Below are 21,501 nucleotides of genomic sequence, written 5' to 3'. Positions count from 1 at the left end.
CTCCTGTTTTAAAGGTGTGGCCAATTACTTGGTATAATGAGTGAGTTGTTGGTGCACGCTAATTGGTGGTAACTGATATTAACTTTGGTGTGCCAGGCAGTGTGAATTTGTGCTAACTCTGATGCCGAACAACAGCCAACAACAACTCGATCAATTTCATCAATTGACTTTAGAAAACTTAAGCAAATTTCGAGCCTAGAGTGAGATACTGAATTGACAAATTTGTCGAAAGCATTTAGTTCGTTGAATTGCGAAAAGTATTGACTGCGTGACTCTGGCGACATTAGCAGCAATCCTTGCAAAAATGCGGAGCGCACGTGAATTTCAATACCTTGCTCTTTCATTTTGGTTAATAAACCATCTTGTAAAAAACGCTGGTCTAATACATTTAAAGGTATTTGAATTATATCGGGTTTAAGTATTTTAAATAGCTTTATTTGTTCTGGAAAGTAAAGTGACATTCCAATTTTATGGACTAACCCTAGCGCTTTTAACTCAGTGAGTTGAGCTGCTATTTCGAGAGCTTTTGAACTTTTTAATACATCAGTATTGTGTAACAACACACCATGAAGAGATGAGCTCTGCAGTTTGCTAAGAGAAATTTTAAGTAACTGACTTAAATTTACTAGTGAACTTGTATCAACAGCGAGTTTTGTAACAATTTTAAAACGCTTATTAGTGAGTTGACCTAAGACTTCTTCACTTTTGCCATACATTGCGGCGGTATCTAGTATATCAATTGACATTAGCTCTGCTTGCTCAAGTAATTGAGAGACTGTTTTATTGGAAACAACTCCTTTGGAGTTACTAATACCGTAGTCCAAACCAAACTGAGCCGTACCTAAAGCGAGCTTCATACTAAACCAATCAATGTATTGATAACGAATTGCTGCTCGTCTACTGTCATAGTTGGATGCAGAGGGATAGTAACAGCCTGTTTGTAGTAGGTTTCAGCATTAGGAAAGTCACCGGACGAAAAGCCTAAAGCCTGATAATAAGGCTGTAAATGGATCGGTATATAATGCAGATGAGCAATAATTCCTTGCTCGCGCATGCCTGTAATGACTGACTTGTGTTTTTCTTTGTCGCATTGCGTTAAACGAACAATATATAAATGGTAGCTAGAGTAACAATCATCCGACTGTGTTAAGTGGGCTATGGCTGAGTTTGCAAACGCATGATTATATGTTTTTGCTATGTCATTTCGTACTGTTACAAAGTTATCTAATTGCTTTAACTGACTCAGCCCTAAAGCAGCTTGCATATCAGTCATTCTATAATTAAAACCGAGCTCTAACTGTTGATAATACCAAGGGCCATGACTGTGCTCCGTCATTTCTGCTGGAATATTAGTAATACCATGACTTCGTAAGCGGCTCATTCTTTTATTGAGCTCAGCGCAATTGGTAACCGCCATACCACCTTCTGCAGAGGTAATGATTTTAACTGGGTGGAAACTGAAAACAGTGATATCTGAATAGTCACAGCTGCCAACAGGCTTGTCTTTATACTTTGCGCCAATAGCATGCGAGGCATCTTCAATGACCTTAAAACCATACTCTTTGGCAAGTTTATTGATTGCTGCCATATCACATGATTGACCAGCTAAATGAACAGGGATAACGACTTTAGGGAGTCGCTTGTTTTGTTTAGCTAACGTTAGTTTTTCTTGAAGGGCTGCAACAGACATGTTGCCTGTTTCAAGGTCGATATCAACAAAGTCGACTTCTGCACCGCAATACAGCGCGCAGTTACTTGATGCGACAAAGGAGATTGGCGACGTCCATACGATGTCACCAATACCTACATCTAAAGCAAGGCAAGCAATATGTAACGCTGAAGTAGCACTGTTAGTAGCACAGGCATAGTGAACGCCACAATATGCTGCTATGGCGCTTTCAAATGCAGGAACTGCAGGTCCCTGCGTTAGCCAGTCAGACTTTAAGACATCAATTACGGCATTGATGTCATCCTGAGAAATACTTTGTTTGCCGTAAGGAATTACCTTATTTGTCATAAGAAGTATTACAGTAACGCTTGGACATTGAAATTTTTAATTTCTTTAATGCTCATATAATCAGGGTTATCAAGTGAATTGTATTCAAAGCCCTGAGCAACTTTTTTACCTTTCTCACCAATGGCATTCACGGTAAAGTCATTACTTCGACTACTGAATTTAATACCCGGAGCGATAACAAAGTGATCGCTATATTCGTACGTTTCAAAGCATAAATCGGCAGGGCACATGACTTCATGTAACTTTTCGCCTGGGCGAATTCCGATAACTTTTATTGGTAAATCAGGTGCCATGGCTTTGGCAAGATCAGTAATACGAATAGAGGGTATTTTAGGTACAAAAATCTCACCGCCTAACATACGCTCAAAATTAGTTAATACAAAATCAACGCCTTGCTGAAGACTGATCCAAAAGCGAGTCATTTCTTCATGGGTGATTGGAATATGGTCGCGACCTTGGTCGATAAATTTTTGGAAAATCGGTACCACTGAACCGCGAGAACAAACTACATTCCCGTATCTTACTACTGAAAAGGTTGTTTTGTGGCCACCTGCAATATTGTTAGCTGCAACAAATAATTTATCTGAGGCAAGTTTAGTTGCACCATATAAGTTAATTGGGTTGGCCGCTTTATCTGTTGAAAGCGCAATCACTTTTTCAACGTTGTTATCAAGGGCAGCATCAATCACGTTTTCTGCGCCATTAATGTTTGTCTTTATGCATTCCATCGGGTTGTATTCTGCAGCCGGAACTTGTTTAAGTGCTGCTGCATGAATCACATAGTTCACGCCTCGCATGGCTCTGCGAAGCCTCTCTTTATCGCGAACATCGCCTATGAAGTAACGCATACACGGCTGATCAAAGTCCTGCTGCATCTCAAATTGTTTGAGCTCATCACGCGAGAAAATAATAATTTTTTTAGGCTTATAGCGTTCTAGTAGCGTTTTGACGTATTTTTTACCGAATGAACCGGTACCACCAGTAATTAATATTGTTTTATTGTCGAACATAGCGTTACCTAAGTTATTTATCATTGGCGTAGTTATTTATAAAAGTGAAATACGCAAAAAGAGAATTTTGACTCAATTCTCAGTAATTTAACTATTAACTAATACACTAGCAAGTCAGATGCCAAGTTAATTTATCTAAACCATGGTACAAAGTACAAATTTTGGCAAATTAAGCTATAATTTAAGCAATCGGTTTGTCGGAGGCCGCTATGAAAATTCAATCACCCAATACCGGGTTACTCAATCAAACTCAGCAAGCAAATAACAAGCTCGCTGAACAATTAGCGACAGGTAAAAAAGTAAATTCTGCGGCGGACGATGCCGCTGCACTGCAAATTATTGATAGGCTAACCTCTCAGCAAAATGGTTATAGCCAAGCTATTAGCAATGCTTATGATGGTATTTCTTACTCGCAAGTGACTGAGTCTAACTTGTCGGGCGTTAACGATGCGGTGTCGCGAATCCGCGAGCTGTCTATCCAAGCAGGCAATGGTGCACTGACAGACAATGACAGAGCAGCATTGCAAGAAGAAGTAACGCAGTTGCAAACGCAGATCACAGAAACATTTGAAAATGCCACTTTTGGTGGTAAGCCATTGTTTGATGGTGAGCAAGTATCATTTCAAGTGGGACCAGATGCCAATACCACCCAGTCAATTACGCCGAGTAACGGCAGTATCGCCTCAGTGATTGCGGGTATTGATATCTCGACACAAGCAGGAGCACAAGCTGCGATTGATATAAGCGACCAAGCGAGCGAAGAAATTAACACGCAACGTACTGAGCTAGGTGCATTTCAAAACACTTTAGAAAGTACGATAAAAGGACTGGGTAACCAACGCGAAAACATCGCAGCAAGTCAAAGTCGAATTGAAGACACTGATTATGCAAAAGCGGTGTCTGATCAAATTGCTAATGATATTTTATCGCAGGCATCCGTTGCACTGCGTGGACAAGCCAACCGTTCTGCAGAATCAATTTTGGGTTTGCTTTAACCCTTTAGTATTGGTTATAGCTGCTAAGTGACTATTTTTTGGCGTTGATGTCAAAAAGTTGCCGCTTAGCGCTTGCATCCCTCTTAAACTCGCTTACAATTTAGAAACTAACTAACCCGTAGTCACTGTGGTTCGCCAATAATGATCTTAATTTTAGACAATAATAATAATCGTGCGATTGGTTTAAATGCAGCCCTCACTTTTATCGGAGAAGCTGTACAACTCGTTGATGAGTCAACACTTCAATCATTTTGTGAAAAACATCAACAACAAGAGTGCATGGTTATTCTTGGTGCACTTCAGCAATTAGATCATGAGTCTGTCATTAAGCAGTTTCCTGCGATCCCTTTTCTTTTGATTGGTGAAACGTTAAAGCCACTTTTAAGCATTGCCAATGTTGTAGGCTTAATTTGTGAGCCATTTAATCATGATGTGACTACGCAGCTTTTACATGATTGTCAGCAATATCAACGTATGTTGCCGGGCGATCATAAACAGTCAAAATCGAATAAATTGTTTGATGGTTTGGTTGGTGAAACAGATGCCGTTAAAGATGTGCGTTTTTTAATTGAGCAAGTTGCTAAAACCGATGCCAATGTGCTGATACTCGGTGAATCTGGAACGGGTAAAGAAGTGGTTGCGCGAAATGTTCATTTGCTATCTAAGCGCAGCTCTGGTCCATTCGTACCCGTTAACTGTGGTGCCATTCCGGGTGAGTTATTAGAAAGTGAATTATTTGGCCATGAGAAAGGTGCATTTACAGGTGCAATTTCGGCGCGAAAAGGGCGTTTTGAATTAGCCCAAGGTGGTACGCTCTTTCTTGATGAAATAGGTGATATGCCGCTACAGATGCAAGTAAAGTTGCTGCGCGTTTTACAAGAGCGAAGCTATGAGCGGGTCGGTGGTACGAAACCAATTCAAGCCGATGTGCGTATTATTGCAGCGACCCATCGTAATTTAGAAGAGATGATAGAAAAAGGCGATTTTCGTGAAGATTTATTCTATCGTTTAAATGTATTTCCTATTGAGAACCCGTCGTTAAGCGAACGCGCTGATGATATTCCGCTCCTGCTTAAAGAGTTAATGCGTCGTGTTAACGAGCAAAGTGGCACGACGGCGAAGTTTACAGAGCGAGCAATTCAAAGCTTAAAAGAGCATGCGTGGCCTGGGAATATTCGTGAACTGGCAAACTTGGTTGAGCGTATGGTGATCATGTTCCCTGATAAAGTGGTTGATGTGCCAGATTTACCTGCAAAGTATCGTTACATAGAAGTTGAAGCCTATCAGCCTGAGTACCCTGAAGAGTTGATGGAACGAGATGCATTTAACGATATATTCAGCACTGGCTTTAGCGATTATGAAGATGAAGAGCCGCAAACGCCCGCTACACATGTTGACTCGGGTTTATTACCAGATGATGGCATTGAGCTTAAAGAATACTTAGCAGAACTTGAAATTAGCCTAATTAGTCAAGCGCTTGAGCGTTATGACTATGTTGTAGCACGTGCTGCCGAAATTTTGGGCGTGCGCCGCACGACACTCGTCGAAAAAATGAAAAAATATAACTTATCGCGAGACTAGCGCTTGTTTGTATTATGTAGGTCGATGTTTACGGGAATACCTGAATTAACAGGCTAAAGTACGACCTACTTGATATCGCAATACCTTCCTTTATTTAAATCAAGCGCTTAATATTGCTCGATTATCTGGGCTTTTCTAAAACAATCATTACAGTGATCGTTAACCATGCCACAGGCCTGCATATGGGCATAAACGGTTGTTGGACCTAAAAATTTAAAACCACGTTTTTTTAAATCTTTTGCAAAGGCTGTCGAGGCTTCAGTAATGGCTGGGTAATCTTCAAGTTTATCGACATTATTCACCAAAGGTTTCCCCCCAACGAACTGCCATTGGTAATTTGAGAAGCTACCAAACTCTTTTTGTATCTCAATAAATCGCTTGGCATTATTAATCGTGGCGGCAATTTTTAAGCGATTGCGAATAATGCCGTCATCTTGCATTAGGCGTTCAATGTCGCTGTCATCCATTTGTGCAACGTCGTCAACAACAAAATTTTTAAAGGCGCGACGGTAGCCATCACGCTTTTTTAAAATTGTGTACCAGCTGAGTCCTGCTTGTGCAGATTCTAAAGTAATGAATTCAAAAAGGCGGTGGTCATCATAAATTGGCACCCCCCATTCTTCGTCATGATAGGCGACATAATCATCTTTGCTGGTATCGAGCCATGGGCAGCGGTTGTGGTGATGGTGTTGCATCGTTCCCTCGCGATTGTCATTTTTTTGTCGTTGTAAAATTAACGCTAAACTACTGAAATAAAACAATAATAATTATGGTACGGATTGTGCATTTACACAGCTAGACACGATTTTTTGAGTATCGATTATGGCCTTAGCACATGTACTAAAACCACAATTTATCACAGCTAATCAATATAACCCATGTTTACAGCAAGAAGAGTATGTGGGTGAGTTGAGTGAACTTCGTCAGCAAGCAAGTTGGTTGAGCCATTTGGTTGATACCATGCCTGCGGGGGTTGTGGTATTGGATGGCCGCGGCATGATTGCAAAAGCGAATCAAATCGCTATCGATATGCTTGGTGAGCCTCTGGAAGGTGAAAAGTGGTTCAGCGTTATTCAGCGCTCTTTTCGTCCTAAACAAGATGATGGTCACGAAGTCTCACTCAAAGATGGTCGCTTGATTAAGCTTGATATAACGGCTCTGACGCCAGAACCGGGGCAATTAATTTTAATGACCGATTTGACCGAAACCCGCCGACTGCAAAAGCGTGTTGCACACATGCAGCGCCTGAGTGCGCTGGGTAAAATGGTCGCATCGCTTGCGCATCAAGTAAGAACACCGCTTTCGGCTGCTATGTTATATGCGGCTAATTTAGGCTCTAAACGCTTACCTGAAAGCTCGCGTGGTAATTTTCATAACAAGTTAATGTCACGATTAAAAGATTTAGAAACCCAAGTGAATGATATGTTGTTGTTTGCTAAAAGTGGCGAACAGCAAGTAGTTGAGCGTGTATCAATGCAGCAATTACTCAATGAAGTAAAAGCGGGGGCTGATGCTATGGTGGCGCAAAACCACAGTGAATTAACCGTTAGTTTGCCAGAGCCCGATATTGAAATTGTGGGCAATAAAACAGCGTTAGCCAGTGCTGTTCAAAATCTTATTCATAACAGCATTCAAATTATTGGCCAGCACGCAAAAGTGTCACTCAGCGCTCAGCGTGATGAGAGGAGTGAACACTGTGTTCGTATCAGCGTCAGCGATAATGGCCCTGGAGTCGATATTAGCCAAGCCGAAAAATTATTTGAACCCTTTTACACAACGAAAAGCCAAGGTACAGGGCTTGGGCTTGCAGTCGTAAGCTCAGTCGCTAATGCGCATCAAGGGCGGGTCGAAGTGGCTAATAATGCCCATGGGGGGGCATGTTTTAGTTTAATCCTACCCATTAGTGCAGAAACTACGTCAGTGGAGGCAAGATGAATACGAACTCTATTTTAGTCGTTGAAGACGACGCAGGCTTACGCGAAGCCTTAATTGATACATTGGAAATGTCAGGTATTGATTGCATCGCTGCCGACAGTGCCGAGCAAGCAATGGTATTGCTAAAGCAAGGAACGTATTCATTGGTGGTAAGCGATGTACAAATGGGCGCGATGAGCGGCCTTGATTTATTGCGTAGCATTAAACTTAATTACCCTGAACTACCAGTATTAATGATGACAGCATACGCCACCATTGATGATGCGGTTGAGGCAATGCGTTTAGGGGCCATTGATTATATGGCTAAACCATTTGCACCCGAAGTTTTACTGAATATGGTGAGTCGTTATTTACCCGAGAAAGAAAAAGAAACCGATGGGCCGATTGTCGCGGATCCATCCAGTATTAAATTACTTGAGCTTGCCAGTAAAGTGGCACGTTCAGATGCCAGTGTCATGGTGCTCGGACCCAGTGGTTCGGGTAAAGAAGTGCTGGCGCGCTTTATTCACGATAAATCAAGTCGCGCAGATGCCCCTTTTGTAGCGATTAACTGTGCCGCTATTCCTGAGAACATGTTAGAAGCGACCTTGTTTGGTTATGAAAAAGGTGCATTTACTGGGGCGATTCAAGCGTGTCCGGGCAAATTTGAACAAGCACAAGGTGGCACTATCTTGCTTGACGAAATCACTGAAATGGATTTGGGTCTGCAAGCTAAGTTACTGCGTGTTTTGCAAGAGCGTGAAGTTGAGCGTTTGGGTGGTCGTAAAACCATTGAGCTCGATGTTAGAGTACTCGCAACCAGTAACCGTGATTTAAAAGAAGCTGTTAGCGAAAATTTATTCAGAGAAGATTTGTATTATCGTTTAAATGTTTTTCCTTTAATGTGGCGTCCGCTGTGTGAGCGCCCAGGTGATATTATTGTCCTTGCAGAGCATTTAATTGAGCGTCATTGCATCAGAAGTAAAGAGCCTATCGCATTATTAACTGAGCAAGCTAAGCAAAAACTGCTATCGCATGCTTGGCCGGGTAATGTCCGAGAACTTGATAATGTGATTCAGCGTGCACTGATACTATGTGATGGTAATAGCATTCATGAAGACGATATATTTATTGAAGAGCTCTTAGCGGTTAAAGCACAGACTGTAAATAGTGCACCGGTGCAAAATGCCCCGGTTTATAAAGAGCAAGTGGTTAACCCCATGCATGACGAAATTCCATCTGTGAACGAGCAGGGAAATTATAAAGATGAGCTTAAAGACAAAGAGCATCGCATTATTTTAGAAACCCTAGCTAGGTGCAAAGGAAAGCGCAAAGAGGTTGCTGAAACATTAGGGATTAGTCCACGAACACTTAGATATAAACTAGCTCAAATGCGCGACTTAGGTATTGCATTACCCGCTTAAAAGCATCCCCCCTTAACTGACAAGCTCACTCCATGTGGGCTTGTTTGCTGTCAAAACTCTGACAAACAAAATAACCATCTAATATGTTGATTTATAATGATTTATTTTGTGGCACGTTTTGTGCTTTATCTGTGTATAAGTAAACTGCATTGTCAGAGAGTATTATGAAAGTTCAAAACAGCGCATTATTTCAAGAAATGCAATCTATGGCACTTGAAGCTAGCCGTAGTCAATCCGTTAATAATTTACCAACTCAGGCTCAGCCAACATCATCGGCGCAATTTGGTGACTTACTTACAAGCGCGCTAGATACCGTTAATGGCCTGCAGCAAGAAGCAAAACAAAAAGTAACAGCACTTGAGATGGGAGACCGCAGTGTATCCCTTGCTGAAGTAATGATTGCTTCGCAAAAGTCTTCGGTTGCTTTTGAAGCAACGGTGCAAGTTCGCAACAAACTTGTTGAAGCATATAAAGAAATCATGAACATGCCTGTTTAACTAGGTAGTGGAGAATTATTGTGGCGCAATCTAATCAATCAACTGATCTAGCCCTCGCAGGCGGCGGTGTCGATACTTCAGACACGGATGATCAACAAGAGCAAAAGTCAGGCTACCTCAGTGCCCTCAATGGCGTTGATGTATTACGTCAGGTGACGTTGGTCATTGCACTGGCTATTTGTTTGGCAATCGCAATTTTTATTATTATCTGGGCTCGTCAACCAGATATGCGACCGCTGGGTAAAATGCCAACGGAAGAGCTTATCCAAACGCTGGACTTTTTAGACGCACAGAAGATTGATTATGAACTTGATGGTAATGTCATCTCAGTTGAAGAAGGCGAATACCAAAATATTAAATTATTGATGGCCCGTGAAGGTCTTGAGCAAGCGCCAAGCTCAGGCACCGACATCATCATGCAAGATATGGGCTTTGGTGTTAGCCAACGCTTAGAACGTGAACGTTTAAAACATGGTCGTGAGCAGCAACTTGCTCGTACAATCGAAGAGCTAAAAAATGTCACTCGCGCCAAAGTGCTTTTAGCAATTCCAAAAGAAAACGTATTTGCTCGTCGTGAAAAATTACCATCAGCTACCGTTGTACTGACTCTTAAACGTGGCCGCATGTTAGATGGTGAAGAAATCGACTCAGTTGTTGATATTGTTGCCTCTGCAGTACAAGGTCTTTCACCTGAGCGTGTTACGGTGACAGATCAAAACGGTCGCTTACTTAATTCGGGTTCACAAAATTCACTGGCAGCGCGTTCTCGCAAAGAATATGAAATTGAGCGCAAGCGTGAAGAAGAATACTTAAATAAAATCGACAGCATCTTAATTCCTGTCGTAGGCTTAGGTAATTACACTGCGCAAGTTGATTTAAATATGGACTTTAGTGCGGTAGAAGAAACACAAAAGCGCTACAACCCAGACTTACCTGCAGTGCGCAGTGAAACAACATTTGAAGAAAATAACATTGGTGGCCTTGCTGTGGGGATCCCAGGTGCCTTGACTAATCAACCGCCTGTTAATTCAAATATTCCTGAAGTTGCAGGACAAGGGGGCGCTGGTAGTGCAATGAACCCAAGTCGTTCGCACAAAGAAGCAACCCGTAATTACGAGCTAGATACCACTATTTCTCATAAGCGTCAGCAAACAGGTGTTATTCGTCGTATTAGTGTATCTGTTGCGGTTGACTATGTGCCACAAGTGGGTGAAAACGGCGAGACAACAATGGTTCCTCGTTCTGTTGAAGCGCTGTCAAATATCCGTCGCTTGCTACAAGGCGGAGTGGGGTTTGATATGCAACGTGGTGATGCGCTTGAAGTTGTTACTGTTCCGTTTGTACGTGAAGACACCGCTGCGGCCATAGAAGTTCCTATTTGGGAACAAGACTGGTTTATGAAGATATTACGTTTATCATTAGGTGCATTAGTGATTATCGTACTTATCATGGCGGTTGTGAAACCTATGCTGAAACGCTTAATTTACCCAGATGATACACTTGAAGAGTATGATGAAGATGCACTTAGCTCTGGTGTAGATATTGGTGATAGTACGCTAGATATGCTAAATAAAGACTTTGACTCTGCTGCTGTAGGATTCTCAAGTGATGGTACACTACAGCTGCCAGATTTACATGGTGATGAAGATTTACTCAAAGCAGTTCGTGCATTGGTTGCTAATGAACCAGAACTGTCTTCTCAAGTAGTGAAAGCGTGGTTAACTGAAGATGACTGATCAAGAACAAAAACAACTCCCACCGGCGTTTGATGTTGATAAATTAGACGGTGTTGATAAAGCAGCGATTTTATTGCTGAGTTTATCGGAAGAAGATGCTGCGCAAATTCTAAAACACTTAGAGCCTAAGCAAGTGCAAAAAGTGGGCATGGCGATGGCTGCATTAGACGATTTATCGCAAGCGAAAATCAGCGCCGTTCATAACTTGTTTATTGAGCAAATTCAAAGCTTCAGTACCATAGGTTTCCAATCTGAAGACTTTATTAAAAAAGCGCTTACGGCCGCACTTGGTGAAGATAAGGCCGCCAGCCTAATCGACCAAATTGTGATGGGTTCGGGAGCGAAAGGTCTTGATTCACTTAAGTGGATGGACTCGAAACAGGTGGCTAATATTATTCGTAATGAGCACCCGCAGATTCAAACCATTGTGCTTTCTTACTTAGAGCCTGAGCAATCAGCCGAGATTCTGTCGCAATTCCCAGAGAAAGTGCGTCTTGATTTAACGATGCGTATTGCGAACCTTGAAGAAGTTCAACCAGCTGCATTGCAAGAGTTAAACGAGATCATGGAGAAACAGTTCGCCGGCCAAGCAGGTGCACAGGCAGCGAAAATGGGCGGCTTAAAAGCAGCGGCAGATATCATGAACTACCTTGATACCAATATTGAAGGTCAGTTAATGGATTCGATTCGTGAGCATGACGAAGAAATGTCGCAACAAATTCAAGACTTGATGTTCGTATTCGAAAACTTAATGGATGTAGAAGATCGAGGTATTCAAGCGATTCTGCGCGAAGTACAGCAAGATGTCCTTATGAAAGCGATTAAAGGCACAGATGAGGCACTGAAAGAGAAGATCTTAAGTAATATGTCTAAACGTGCAGCGGAATTACTGGCCGACGACTTAGAAGCTATGGGCCCTGTGCGTATTAGTGAAGTAGAAGCGGCACAAAAAGAAATTCTGTCTACAGCACGTCGTTTAGCTGACTCAGGCGAAATTATGCTTGGCGGTGGCGGTGGTGAGGAGTTCCTGTAAACCATGACAAAGCCTTCTTTTCATCCCGGACGCCCAGTTCATGCAAGTGACGCAGTCGATGAACTACTCGAGAACTGGCCGATTCCTGATGTAGCGCAAGATACCCGAAAGTTTGCTGGGCGCTCAACAGCTTACGGTACCCCTTTGGCTGATCTGTACCGTAAAGAGCAAGAAAAAAAAGACGTTGAAGAAGAACCAGAAGAACCTGAATTTCCACCTTTGACGATGGCTGAGCTTGAAAAAATTCGTCAAGATGCTTTCGACGAAGGCTTAAAGCAAGGCCATGAGCAAGGTTACATTGATGGCTTTGAAAAAGGCGTGGGTGAAGGAAAAGAAGCAGGCTACAAAGAAGGTGTTGAGCTGGGTAAAGCACAAGGCCAAGAAGACATAAAACCGATTTTAGAAGAGCAACTGACTACGCTAAGAAGTTTGCTTGATAGCCTAACTCAGCCCTTATCAAAAGTGGATGAAAGTGCTGAAAAGCAACTTGTTCAACTAGCCGTTATGCTCAGCGAATCGCTTATCTATCAAGAAATAAAAACATCACCAGATGTTATTTTGCATGCACTTAAACACGCTATTGATGCACTAGCAGAAGAGCAAACAAGAGTGCGTATTCATCTACACCCAGATGACATTGCGCTGATCACCGAAAGTTACGGTGAGCAAACTATTGCAGATAATCACTGGCAATTAGTAGCAGAACCGACACTTGAACGCGGCGGCTGCGAAATAAAAACCCCGCAATCATCCATCGATATGACCGTAAAAACACGCGTCAAAGAAACATTGGAAAACTTCTTGCATAATAGTGGTATCTAACTCTTTTTAGGCTCACTATGAGTAGTCAATCAATGACCCTTAGCGACCGTTTAAAACGGTACGAAAAGCATATTAAAGTTCCTAAACCGGCCGTTGCGGGTATGTTGACGCGCGTAGTCGGTTTGACGCTTGAAGCAAGAGGTTTGAGAGCGCCAGTAGGCAGCCAATGTAAAATAGAAACTATCAATGGGTTTGTCGATGCTGAAGTGGTTGGTTTTAACGACCAAACGCTTTATTTGATGCCAAACGACCATATTTCTGGAGTACTCCCCGGTGCAAGGGTGATCCCACAAGTTAATGAAACGGGGTTGCCTGTAGGGATGGGCTTATTAGGTCGGGTTGTTGACGGCTTAGGTCGACCGTTGGATGGGCTGGGTGCTGTTAATGCTGAGCACTACCTCAAGTTTGCGCAAAATACAATTAACCCCCTTTCAAGAAGACCAATTAGTCAGCCGATGGATGTGGGTGTTCGTGCGATAAATTCTGTGATTACGGTGGGTCAAGGCCAGCGTATGGGCTTGTTTGCAGGCTCTGGTGTTGGTAAGTCGGTGCTGCTAGGAATGATGACTCGTGGTTCAGAGGCTGACGTCATTGTTGTTGGTCTTGTGGGTGAGCGTGGCCGTGAGGTCAAAGAGTTTATTGAAGAAATACTAGGAGTAGAAGGGCGTAAACGTTCAGTGGTCGTTGCTGCTCCTGCTGATGCATCTCCCTTGATGCGTTTAAAAGGCTGCGAAAGTGCAGTAACCATTGCAGAATATTTTCGTGACCAAGGGCTTAATGTGCTGTTACTGCTCGACTCTGTAACCCGTTATGCTATGGCACAGCGTGAAATAGCGCTGGCAGTGGGTGAGCCACCGGCAACAAAAGGCTATCCACCCTCGGTGTTTGCTAAGTTACCAGCATTGGTAGAACGTGCGGGGAATGGCGGCGAAGGGCAAGGATCTATCACAGCCTTTTTTACGGTACTGAGTGAGGGGGATGATATGCAAGACCCTATTGCTGACTCGGCTCGAGCTATTCTTGATGGACATATTGTGCTCTCTCGAGAGCTTGCTGATAGCGGCCATTATCCCGCAATAGACATTGAAAAGTCGATCTCGCGGGTGATGCCGCAAGTGGTGTCAGAGGCGCATATGCAGCAAGCACGTGTGCTTAAACAGGTTTATTCAATGTATCAGCAGAATAAAGATATGATCACGCTTGGAGCATATCAAAAAGGCACTGACCCGATGCTCGATCAAGCCATTAATATGATGCCAAGAGTCAATCAATTCCTACAGCAAGGCATGAAAGATGTGATCAGTTATGATGATGGCCTTCAAGGCCTTGCGCAGTTATTAGGACAAGCATAATGGCAAACAGTAAACTTGATTTATTATTAAAGCTTGAAAACGACAAAGAAGAATCATTGCGCATGGATTACTTAAAAGCACAGCAGCACTTGCAAAGTAATCAACAAAAACTGCAAGGTTTAAACAACTTTCGATTAGAGTACTCACAGCAATTGCACTTAAAAGGCCGTTCTGGTTTATCAAGCGCAGGATTTAGTCAGTACCATTCGTTTATAGCAAAAATCGAAGAAGCCATTCGCCAACAAGCTAGTACTGTTAATACGGCAAAACAAGTTGTATCGCAAAGAAAAACACTGTGGCTAAAACAGCAAGTTAAAGCAAAAGCAGTCGCTAAATTAATTGAGAAACACGCGTTAAAACAGGCTGCGATAGTGGCTAAAAATGAACAAAAAATGTTGGACGAGTTTGCCTCTAATCAGTTCTTCCAGCGTCAACTGAAAAACCCAACCTTATAATCCTGATTTTTAGGCATGCAATTTGCAGCTATCTGCTTAACAGCGTTAATTTTGGCACTTGCGGCGGCAAATTGCCTCTTTATATTTAGGTGAATTATGGCGATCAGTGATATTAATTTGCAGGTTAAAACTGAGCACGATACTGGTTTTTTAAGCAAAGAATCAGAGGCAAATGATCACGCATCAGGCCTAAGCTTTTTAACTGAATTGTCTGAAGCAAGCGAAGCGGTACACTCTAAAACTGTCGCTAATAAACAGAGCGACAATAGTAACGTAATGCAAAGTGAGGCTGAACAAGCAGGCGGTGTCGTCGCGAATAATACACAGAGCAAACAGGTCTCTGATAAGCCGACGCGTGATGATGAAGCCACAGACGTTGCCCTCATCGAAGGGGAAGACAACCCACTGCTCTCACAAATTAATGCATCACACGCAATGAGCACGCGTGTAAACGTGCTCGCAGACAAACATGAATTTAGTGGGATTGTGGTTGATAAAAAGCCCACCCCAATTGATGATATTACGCCTGTTATTCCTTCGCCTTTAAGTGCGTCTTTAGCAGATGATGACGCGTTGTCGGACAGCGAAAACTCAGTTGCCAATCTATTAACTAAGTCTAAAGTTGCTACTGCGATTGACAATCAATTGAAACCGATTGGCGAATTGCCACCGAAAGATTCAGTCACGCCAATTATTGATAGCCCGTCTGTACTCGATGATACTGAAAATGCGGCAACAGTAAACACTGCCAAGCAGTCTCAAGTTATCACGGCAAATACTGCTGAGCAAAATGCAGCGATGAAACAGGCCGCACAGGCTACAGAACTGTTGAGCAGTGTTAGTAATGATACGAAGGCCGCATCGTTAGGTTCAGTGGTGACTCCCAGTGGCGAAGTGCAAGAATCGCCGATTGTAGATGCTAAGTTAGCACCGACTAACAATGCTGCTGAAAATGCGAAAAATATCGCTAGTAAGCCAGCGATAGATACTGACAATACTGTTACTAAAATGGCGGCGATAAATTCAGATGATAGCGTGATGAGTGAGAAAGCGGCAAACGAGTCAGTCACGAATCAATCAATTGTCAGTTTGTTGGCAAAAGTACAAAGTGGTGATGGTCAAGCGGTCAGTCAATTTGCCAAAGAATTGACTTTAACGTCAACGCAGCAGGTAAAACTTGAGCAGCAAATTAATCAATTAAAGGCGGCAGGTGAGCTAAGCTCAAATGACGTTGATAAGATTAAAGCGCTACTTAGCGAAGTGATGAATGTTCATAGTGAAAAAACACAGACACCGCAGCCGGCATTAGTCGCAGACGCAGCGAAAGCAGCACTAAGTAATGCTACAGAAAGCAAAGTCTCTGACAGTAAAGTCCCTGACAGTAAAGTTCCGGCTGCAATAGAAAAACAAATTGCCACATTAACGAAAGATGAGCAGCAAGCATTGCTTAATAAAGTAAACGCACAATTGCAATCTTTAACACCAGGCACTCAACAAAATGAAAAATTAGTGGCGGTGCAGACTCTTTTATCTGACGCGGTTACCCCCGTGAAAGCGGATGCTGTAACACCCACATTAACGGCGACAACAGAGCCTGACAGTAAAAGCCCTAAAGCTGAGCGCAGTGAGCAATTATCAGTGCTAAAAAATGCCAGCGCTGTAAACACAGACACTGAAACAACATCAAAGCTTGATACTTTACTCGACACTGAGCGCCCAAAAGAGGTGTCGACAGCACGAGTCGTGCAGCTTTTCAATCAGTTGACGGCACCGCTTAATCCCTCTCAAACAGGGGCTTATGACGCGGCCTATCAACAATATGAACAAGCCTTAGATGTGCATAGTTTTCAAACACAGGCTCAACAGCAGCCACAAAGTAAAACAGTGAGCCTTGACTCTGGGGTGATGCAAGCAATTAATATTATAAAAAGTGATGCGGCAAAAATGCTCCAAGAGCGAGTCAGTGCCCTGTTAAATATCAATAACAAAGAAGCTGAAATACGTCTTGATCCACCTGAAATGGGCAGCATGCAAATTCGTATCCGCAGTGATGCTGAGCAAGCACAAATTAACTTTGTTGTGCAAAATCAACAAGCCAAAGAAGCTTTAGAGCAATCGATGCCACGTCTGCGTGAAATGTTAGCGCAACAGGGGATTGAGCTAGGCGAAAGTAGTATTCAGCAAGGTAACCCTGAACAACAAGGCAGCCAGTCAGAGCAAGGGCAGCTTGCAGGGCATCATAATGACGAAGAGGTTCAGCAAGACGTCACGACGCAAAGCGTAGAAACTTCTCGACAACAATCGTCATCATCAATAGATTACTATGCATAAGTCCTGCTATTATAAGAAATAATACAGTTACAGAGAATGAGTTTACTGTAACGCTTAAGGAAATGATTATGGCCGAAGACGCAAATTTAGAAATAGAAGATACCGGTAAAAGTAAAAAAAAGCTGATTATAATCATTGCTGCAGTTGTTGTGATTTTAGCCGCAGGTGCGGGGTATTTTTTATTTATGGGCGATGATGCCCCACAAGAAAGCCTTGCTGATGAAACAACGGTTTCTGAAACGGCTGCTCCATCAAGCTCTGCGAAGGTCGGTTCGGCGTTATATGTCGCGATGCCGCGTCCTTTTGTGTTTAATGTGCCAGGTGCCAGTCGTGATCGAATTGTACAAATTAAAGTGCAGTTATTAGTACGCGGTGAAGTAAACGAAGAAACGGCAAAGAAACATATTCCACTTATCGAAAGTACTTTATTAGGGGTGTTGTCTACGACCACAGCTGATGAACTTGGCACCAGTGAAGGTAAAGAGTCAGTGCGTGTGGCGGCACTAGAAAAAGTTCAAACTGCCTTAAATGATGTTGAAGGCAGTAAAGTGATTGAGCGGGTGTTGTTCACCGGCTTTGTGATGCAATAAGGGGTCAGCGTGAGCGATTTATTATCCCAAGACGAAATTGATGCGCTCTTACACGGCGTTGATGAAGTCGAAGAGGAAGATATTCACGACGGTGGTGATTCAGACGGTAATACACTTCAGTATGACTTCTCATCACAAGATCGTATTGTCCGTGGTCGCATGCCGACCTTGGAAATCGTGAATGAACGTTTTGCCCGTCATATGCGGATCAGCTTATTTAACATGATGCGCCGTACCGCAGAGGTATCAATAAACGGCGTACAAATGATTAAGTTTGGCGAGTACATCCATACCTTATTTGTACCAACAAGTTTAAACATGGTGCGTTTTCGTCCTTTAAAAGGCACCGGCCTGATCACCATGGAAGCACGCTTAGTGTTTATTTTGGTCGATAACTTTTTTGGTGGTGACGGGCGTTATCATGCAAAAATAGAAGGCCGTGAATTTACGCCAACAGAGCGTCGTATTGTGCAAATGCTACTCAAAATAATCTTTGAAGATTATAAAGAGGCATGGGCACCGGTTATGGATGTGTCGTTTGAGTACCTCGACTCTGAAGTTAACCCTGCGATGGCAAATATTGTTAGCCCAACAGAAGTGGTGGTTATTAGCTCGTTCCATATTGAACTTGATGGCGGTGGTGGTGATTTTCATATTGCCTTGCCGTATTCAATGCTTGAGCCAATTCGTGAATTACTTGATGCCGGTGTTCAATCAGATACTGAAGACACTGATTTGCGTTGGAGTAAAGCTCTCCGTGATGAAATTATGGATGTCGAAGTCGATTTATCAACTCAGTTATTAGAGGTTGATTTAACGCTTGCGCAAATTATGGAATTAAAAGCGGGTGATATTATTCCCGTTGAAATGCCTGAACACATTACGGTCTTTATTGAAGAGCTGCCGACCTTTAGAGCTAAAATGGGCCGCTCTCGAGACAATGTGGCATTACAAATTAGCGAAAAAATTAAACGCCCTGAATCAGTTAAGTCTGAACTCCATGTGTTCACTAAAGGTGGCAAAAAACTGGATTCGGATGCAGAATTAGCAGAACTAGAAGAAGATCTTCACCTCTCTGAAGGTGTCGATTTAGACTGGTAGTCGATTTATAAGGTTAAATATAATGAGTGATGATCAAGATACAATGGACGAATGGGCAGCGGCATTAGCCGAGGCCGAGGAAGCCGAAAGTGCAACAAGTAATGCCTCAGTTGCTGAGCTTGACGAGCTGAAAGATGAGAAGCATGAACTCTCAGGTGATGAAAAGCGCAAACTTGACACCATTTTAGATATTCCAGTCACCATTTCGATGGAAGTTGGTCGTTCTAAAATCAATATTCGCAACTTATTACAATTAAACCAAGGCTCTGTTGTTGAGCTTGATCGTGTCGCTGGTGAGCCACTTGATGTGTTAGTTAATGGCACCTTGATTGCGCACGGCGAGGTGGTGGTTGTTAATGACAAGTTTGGTATTCGTCTTACAGATGTGATTAGCCAAGTTGAGCGAATTAAAAAGTTACGATGAGCGCATTTATAGCTTTATCTAGTGCCAGTAGCACTGTTTTTCCTACAGCATCACCTACGGCAGATTTGCTGTCTATGGTGATGTCTTTGCTTTTAGTGTTAGTGGTTATTGTGGTATTGGCGTTTTTTGTCAAGAAGCTCAACCCTAATTTAGCAAACAGTGAAGAGTTTAAAGTTGTTCGCAGTTTACCGCTTGGCTCGCGTGAACGCTTGATGGTTATTGAAATTGATAATGCTCAGCATTTAATAGGTGTTACGCCGCACAGTATTAACTACTTGCATAAGCTAGAAACTCCCTTAAAAGAAAAAGAATTACCGGAACTTGCCAAGCGCTTTGGCAAGTTGTTGAACCCACAATCACCCCCTAATAAAAAGAATTAATGCTATGATCAAGTGGATACTTATTTTAGCTACCGTGTTATTCCTGCCATCTGTTAATGCAGAAGGCATCGATGCACTCACTATCACGACCAACCCCGATGGCTCGCAAGACTACTCGGTAACTTTGCAAGTACTTGCAATAATGACTGCGCTGAGCTTTATTCCTGCGGCAGTGATTATGATGACTTCATTTACGCGTATTATTGTAGTGCTGGCAATTCTGCGCCAAGCAATCGGTTTACAACAAACTCCTTCGAATCAAATATTGCTTGGTATGTCATTGTTTTTAAGTATCTTTATTATGGCGCCAATTTACCAGCAAGTGAATGAGCGTGCGATAGAGCCATACCTAAATGAACAAGTCACCTCAGTGCAAGCGTTAGAATTGGCAAAAGAACCAATGAAAGCCTTTATGCTTTCGCAAGTGCGCCTTAAAGATTTAGAAACATTCGCAAAAATAGCGGGTTACGATAAGTTGGATTCCCCTGAAGACACGCCTTTAATCGTGCTGATCCCCGCATTTGTGACCAGTGAGCTACAAACCGCTTTTATCATTGGTTTTATGTTCTTTATTCCATTTTTGATTGTCGATCTCGTGGTTGCGTCAGTCTTGATGGCCATGGGTATGATGATGTTATCGCCGATGATCGTCTCCTTACCATTTAAAATTATGTTGTTTGTACTGGTTGACGGGTGGAGCTTAGTAATGGGAACGCTTGCGAAGAGCTTTGGGCTTGGTGTGTAGCAATGCGTAACATAGCGTGTAACAGTTAGGAGTCATACGATGGAACCGGAAATTTTTGTCGATATTCTCAGCGACGCTTTATTTTTAGTGATCAAGCTGGTGTCAGCGATTGTTGTGCCTGGCTTGCTGGTGGGGCTTGTCGTTGCGGTGTTTCAAGCTGCAACATCAATTAACGAGCAAACACTCAGTTTCTTGCCTCGTCTACTCATTACAATCAGTGCGCTTATATTGGGTGGTCATTGGTTCACTCAAGAACTCATGGATTATTTTACGCGGCTTGTTATGTCGATTCCGGAGATTGCGGGGTAAATGGAGTTTCCATTTGCGGTCATCTTACAGTGGCTCAGTGACTTTTTACTGCCATTTGTACGCATTAGCTCCATGATTATGATCATGGCAGGCTTAGGTGCGAAGAATGTGCCAACGCGTATTAAGCTGGGTTTAGCGGTCGTAGTGACCTTTGTGGCTGTGCCTATGCTGCCGCAGAGCACGTTTACAAACCTGTTTTCGTTTGAAATGGTACTGGTTGTTATCCAACAATTATTGATTGGTGTAGCAATTGGCTTTGCTTCGGTATTATTGCTGAATACTTTTGTACTTGCTGGTCAAATATTGGCGATGCAAACAGGCTTAGGTTTTGCCTCTGTTGTTGATCCCTCGAATGGCTTGAGTGTACCCGCGGTGGGCCAGTTTTACCTGATTCTAGCCACGTTACTATTTTTTGTCTTTAATGGGCATTTGATGATGATTCAAATGGTCATACACAGTTTTGAAGTCTTGCCTATTGATGGTACTTGGTGGTCGGTTGACCACTACTGGGACATCGTTACATGGGGTGGGTGGATGTTTACCACCGCGTTAGTTCTGGCTCTTGCTCCATTGACAGCGATGCTTGTGATCAATATGTCATTTGGGGTCATGACGCGTGCTGCTCCGCAATTAAACATTTTTTCGATAGGCTTCCCTTTTACTCTTGTCGCAGGGCTTGTGATTATTTGGGCTACGTTAGGCAATTTTATGACTCAGTTTGAGTTTCAGTGGTTAAAAATGGTTGAGTTAATGTGCAGCCTTGTTGGCTGTACACCTTAGGAGCG

22 protein-coding genes are annotated in these 21,501 nt (G+C 42.8%); 18 read left to right on the top strand and 4 right to left on the bottom strand.

Going from position 1 to position 21,501, the window contains the following annotated elements:
- Positions 1-8: 8 nt before the first annotated feature.
- The 3 genes from BM378_RS04330 to pseB are packed head-to-tail and all read right to left on the bottom strand — an operon-like array spanning position 9 to position 3,027.
- Positions 9-857 carry an aldo/keto reductase gene (locus BM378_RS04330; RefSeq protein WP_074988682.1) on the bottom strand — a complete coding sequence of 283 codons (849 nt, stop codon included), beginning with the start codon at positions 855-857 and terminating at the stop codon, positions 9-11.
- Complete coding sequence (pseC, locus tag BM378_RS04325; RefSeq protein WP_074988681.1) at positions 854-2,017, bottom strand: UDP-4-amino-4,6-dideoxy-N-acetyl-beta-L-altrosamine transaminase; 1,164 nt, start codon at positions 2,015-2,017, stop codon at positions 854-856. Before pseC ends, BM378_RS04330 begins: the two co-directional genes overlap by 4 nt.
- A gap of 8 nt (positions 2,018-2,025) precedes the next feature.
- Complete coding sequence (gene pseB / locus BM378_RS04320; RefSeq protein ID WP_074988680.1) at positions 2,026-3,027, bottom strand: UDP-N-acetylglucosamine 4,6-dehydratase (inverting); 1,002 nt, start codon at positions 3,025-3,027, stop codon at positions 2,026-2,028.
- A 209-nt stretch (positions 3,028-3,236) separates the two neighbouring features.
- Between pseB and BM378_RS04315 the strand changes: the two genes are divergently transcribed.
- Both BM378_RS04315 and BM378_RS04310 read left to right on the top strand, forming a co-directional pair.
- On the top strand, positions 3,237-4,022 hold the full coding sequence (locus BM378_RS04315; protein ID WP_074988679.1) for a flagellin N-terminal helical domain-containing protein: 786 nt from the start codon (positions 3,237-3,239) through the stop codon (positions 4,020-4,022).
- Between the two features lie 141 nt (positions 4,023-4,163).
- A complete protein-coding gene (locus BM378_RS04310) occupies positions 4,164-5,603 on the top strand; it encodes a sigma-54 dependent transcriptional regulator (RefSeq protein ID WP_074988678.1) in 1,440 nt (479 codons plus the stop codon).
- Between the two features lie 107 nt (positions 5,604-5,710).
- Here BM378_RS04310 and BM378_RS04305 read toward each other — a convergent pair whose 3' ends face one another.
- A complete protein-coding gene (locus tag BM378_RS04305) occupies positions 5,711-6,298 on the bottom strand; it encodes a DNA-3-methyladenine glycosylase I (RefSeq protein ID WP_036970153.1) in 588 nt (195 codons plus the stop codon).
- Positions 6,299-6,425: 127 nt separating this feature from the next.
- Between BM378_RS04305 and BM378_RS04300 the strand changes: the two genes are divergently transcribed.
- The 16 genes from BM378_RS04300 to fliR all read left to right on the top strand — a co-directional run bounded on the left by BM378_RS04300 (position 6,426) and on the right by fliR (position 21,496).
- Positions 6,426-7,538 (top strand): sensor histidine kinase, encoded by a 1,113-nt coding sequence (locus tag BM378_RS04300; RefSeq protein ID WP_036970150.1) that lies wholly within the window; start codon positions 6,426-6,428, stop codon positions 7,536-7,538.
- Entirely contained in the window at positions 7,535-8,941 is a 1,407-nt protein-coding gene (locus BM378_RS04295; RefSeq protein WP_074988677.1) for a sigma-54-dependent transcriptional regulator, read from the top strand. The genes BM378_RS04300 and BM378_RS04295 overlap by 4 nt, the downstream gene beginning before the upstream one ends.
- Positions 8,942-9,105: 164 nt before the next feature.
- Positions 9,106-9,438, top strand: coding sequence for a flagellar hook-basal body complex protein FliE (gene fliE, locus BM378_RS04290; protein ID WP_036970144.1), 333 nt, complete (start codon positions 9,106-9,108; stop codon positions 9,436-9,438).
- A 20-nt stretch (positions 9,439-9,458) separates the two neighbouring features.
- On the top strand, positions 9,459-11,174 hold the full coding sequence (gene fliF, locus BM378_RS04285) for a flagellar basal-body MS-ring/collar protein FliF (protein WP_065978746.1): 1,716 nt from the start codon (positions 9,459-9,461) through the stop codon (positions 11,172-11,174).
- Entirely contained in the window at positions 11,167-12,207 is a 1,041-nt protein-coding gene (gene fliG / locus BM378_RS04280; protein WP_036970138.1) for a flagellar motor switch protein FliG, read from the top strand. The genes fliF and fliG overlap by 8 nt, the downstream gene beginning before the upstream one ends.
- A gap of 3 nt (positions 12,208-12,210) precedes the next feature.
- A complete protein-coding gene (gene fliH / locus BM378_RS04275; protein WP_036970135.1) occupies positions 12,211-13,029 on the top strand; it encodes a flagellar assembly protein FliH in 819 nt (272 codons plus the stop codon).
- A 17-nt stretch (positions 13,030-13,046) separates the two neighbouring features.
- Entirely contained in the window at positions 13,047-14,381 is a 1,335-nt protein-coding gene (fliI, locus tag BM378_RS04270) for a flagellar protein export ATPase FliI (RefSeq protein WP_036970132.1), read from the top strand.
- Positions 14,381-14,836, top strand: a complete 456-nt coding sequence (gene fliJ, locus BM378_RS04265; RefSeq protein ID WP_036970129.1) for a flagellar export protein FliJ — start codon at positions 14,381-14,383, stop codon at positions 14,834-14,836. The genes fliI and fliJ overlap by 1 nt, the downstream gene beginning before the upstream one ends.
- Before the next feature lie 96 nt (positions 14,837-14,932).
- On the top strand, positions 14,933-17,167 hold the full coding sequence (locus BM378_RS04260) for a flagellar hook-length control protein FliK (RefSeq protein ID WP_074988676.1): 2,235 nt from the start codon (positions 14,933-14,935) through the stop codon (positions 17,165-17,167).
- 68 nt (positions 17,168-17,235) lie between these two features.
- Positions 17,236-17,757, top strand: coding sequence for a flagellar basal body-associated protein FliL (gene fliL / locus BM378_RS04255; RefSeq protein ID WP_036970126.1), 522 nt, complete (start codon positions 17,236-17,238; stop codon positions 17,755-17,757).
- 9 nt (positions 17,758-17,766) lie between these two features.
- A complete protein-coding gene (gene fliM, locus BM378_RS04250; protein WP_074988675.1) occupies positions 17,767-18,858 on the top strand; it encodes a flagellar motor switch protein FliM in 1,092 nt (363 codons plus the stop codon).
- Between the two features lie 22 nt (positions 18,859-18,880).
- Positions 18,881-19,282, top strand: a complete 402-nt coding sequence (fliN, locus tag BM378_RS04245; protein WP_036970120.1) for a flagellar motor switch protein FliN — start codon at positions 18,881-18,883, stop codon at positions 19,280-19,282.
- A complete protein-coding gene (gene fliO, locus BM378_RS04240) occupies positions 19,279-19,662 on the top strand; it encodes a flagellar biosynthetic protein FliO (RefSeq protein WP_036970117.1) in 384 nt (127 codons plus the stop codon). The genes fliN and fliO overlap by 4 nt, the downstream gene beginning before the upstream one ends.
- Positions 19,663-19,666: 4 nt before the next feature.
- Complete coding sequence (gene fliP / locus BM378_RS04235; protein WP_036970114.1) at positions 19,667-20,407, top strand: flagellar type III secretion system pore protein FliP; 741 nt, start codon at positions 19,667-19,669, stop codon at positions 20,405-20,407.
- Between the two features lie 39 nt (positions 20,408-20,446).
- Positions 20,447-20,716 (top strand): flagellar biosynthesis protein FliQ, encoded by a 270-nt coding sequence (gene fliQ, locus BM378_RS04230; RefSeq protein WP_036970111.1) that lies wholly within the window; start codon positions 20,447-20,449, stop codon positions 20,714-20,716.
- On the top strand, positions 20,717-21,496 hold the full coding sequence (gene fliR / locus BM378_RS04225; RefSeq protein ID WP_065978751.1) for a flagellar biosynthetic protein FliR: 780 nt from the start codon (positions 20,717-20,719) through the stop codon (positions 21,494-21,496).
- The last annotated feature ends 5 nt before the right edge of the window (positions 21,497-21,501 follow it).

It is taken from the genome of Pseudoalteromonas lipolytica (assembly GCF_900116435.1).
Taxonomy (GTDB): Bacteria; Pseudomonadota; Gammaproteobacteria; order Enterobacterales; family Alteromonadaceae; genus Pseudoalteromonas; species Pseudoalteromonas lipolytica.
This window is presented reverse-complemented; position numbering and strand designations above follow the sequence as displayed.

Excerpts from the sequence above, each read along its gene's own strand:
- BM378_RS04330 (WP_074988682.1), bottom strand. The coding sequence starts at position 857 with ATGAAGCTCGCTTTAGGTACGGCTCAGTTTGGTTTGGACTACGGTATT.
- pseC (WP_074988681.1), bottom strand. The coding sequence starts at position 2,017 with ATGACAAATAAGGTAATTCCTTACGGCAAACAAAGTATTTCTCAGGAT.
- pseB (WP_074988680.1), bottom strand. The coding sequence starts at position 3,027 with ATGTTCGACAATAAAACAATATTAATTACTGGTGGTACCGGTTCATTC.
- BM378_RS04315 (WP_074988679.1), top strand. The coding sequence starts at position 3,237 with ATGAAAATTCAATCACCCAATACCGGGTTACTCAATCAAACTCAGCAA.
- BM378_RS04310 (WP_074988678.1), top strand. The coding sequence starts at position 4,164 with ATGATCTTAATTTTAGACAATAATAATAATCGTGCGATTGGTTTAAAT.
- BM378_RS04305 (WP_036970153.1), bottom strand. The coding sequence starts at position 6,298 with ATGCAACACCATCACCACAACCGCTGCCCATGGCTCGATACCAGCAAA.
- BM378_RS04300 (WP_036970150.1), top strand. The coding sequence starts at position 6,426 with ATGGCCTTAGCACATGTACTAAAACCACAATTTATCACAGCTAATCAA.
- BM378_RS04295 (WP_074988677.1), top strand. The coding sequence starts at position 7,535 with ATGAATACGAACTCTATTTTAGTCGTTGAAGACGACGCAGGCTTACGC.
- fliE (WP_036970144.1), top strand. The coding sequence starts at position 9,106 with ATGAAAGTTCAAAACAGCGCATTATTTCAAGAAATGCAATCTATGGCA.
- fliG (WP_036970138.1), top strand. The coding sequence starts at position 11,167 with ATGACTGATCAAGAACAAAAACAACTCCCACCGGCGTTTGATGTTGAT.
- fliH (WP_036970135.1), top strand. The coding sequence starts at position 12,211 with ATGACAAAGCCTTCTTTTCATCCCGGACGCCCAGTTCATGCAAGTGAC.
- fliI (WP_036970132.1), top strand. The coding sequence starts at position 13,047 with ATGAGTAGTCAATCAATGACCCTTAGCGACCGTTTAAAACGGTACGAA.
- fliJ (WP_036970129.1), top strand. The coding sequence starts at position 14,381 with ATGGCAAACAGTAAACTTGATTTATTATTAAAGCTTGAAAACGACAAA.
- BM378_RS04260 (WP_074988676.1), top strand. The coding sequence starts at position 14,933 with ATGGCGATCAGTGATATTAATTTGCAGGTTAAAACTGAGCACGATACT.
- fliL (WP_036970126.1), top strand. The coding sequence starts at position 17,236 with ATGGCCGAAGACGCAAATTTAGAAATAGAAGATACCGGTAAAAGTAAA.
- fliN (WP_036970120.1), top strand. The coding sequence starts at position 18,881 with ATGAGTGATGATCAAGATACAATGGACGAATGGGCAGCGGCATTAGCC.
- fliO (WP_036970117.1), top strand. The coding sequence starts at position 19,279 with ATGAGCGCATTTATAGCTTTATCTAGTGCCAGTAGCACTGTTTTTCCT.
- fliP (WP_036970114.1), top strand. The coding sequence starts at position 19,667 with ATGATCAAGTGGATACTTATTTTAGCTACCGTGTTATTCCTGCCATCT.
- fliQ (WP_036970111.1), top strand. The coding sequence starts at position 20,447 with ATGGAACCGGAAATTTTTGTCGATATTCTCAGCGACGCTTTATTTTTA.
- fliR (WP_065978751.1), top strand. The coding sequence starts at position 20,717 with ATGGAGTTTCCATTTGCGGTCATCTTACAGTGGCTCAGTGACTTTTTA.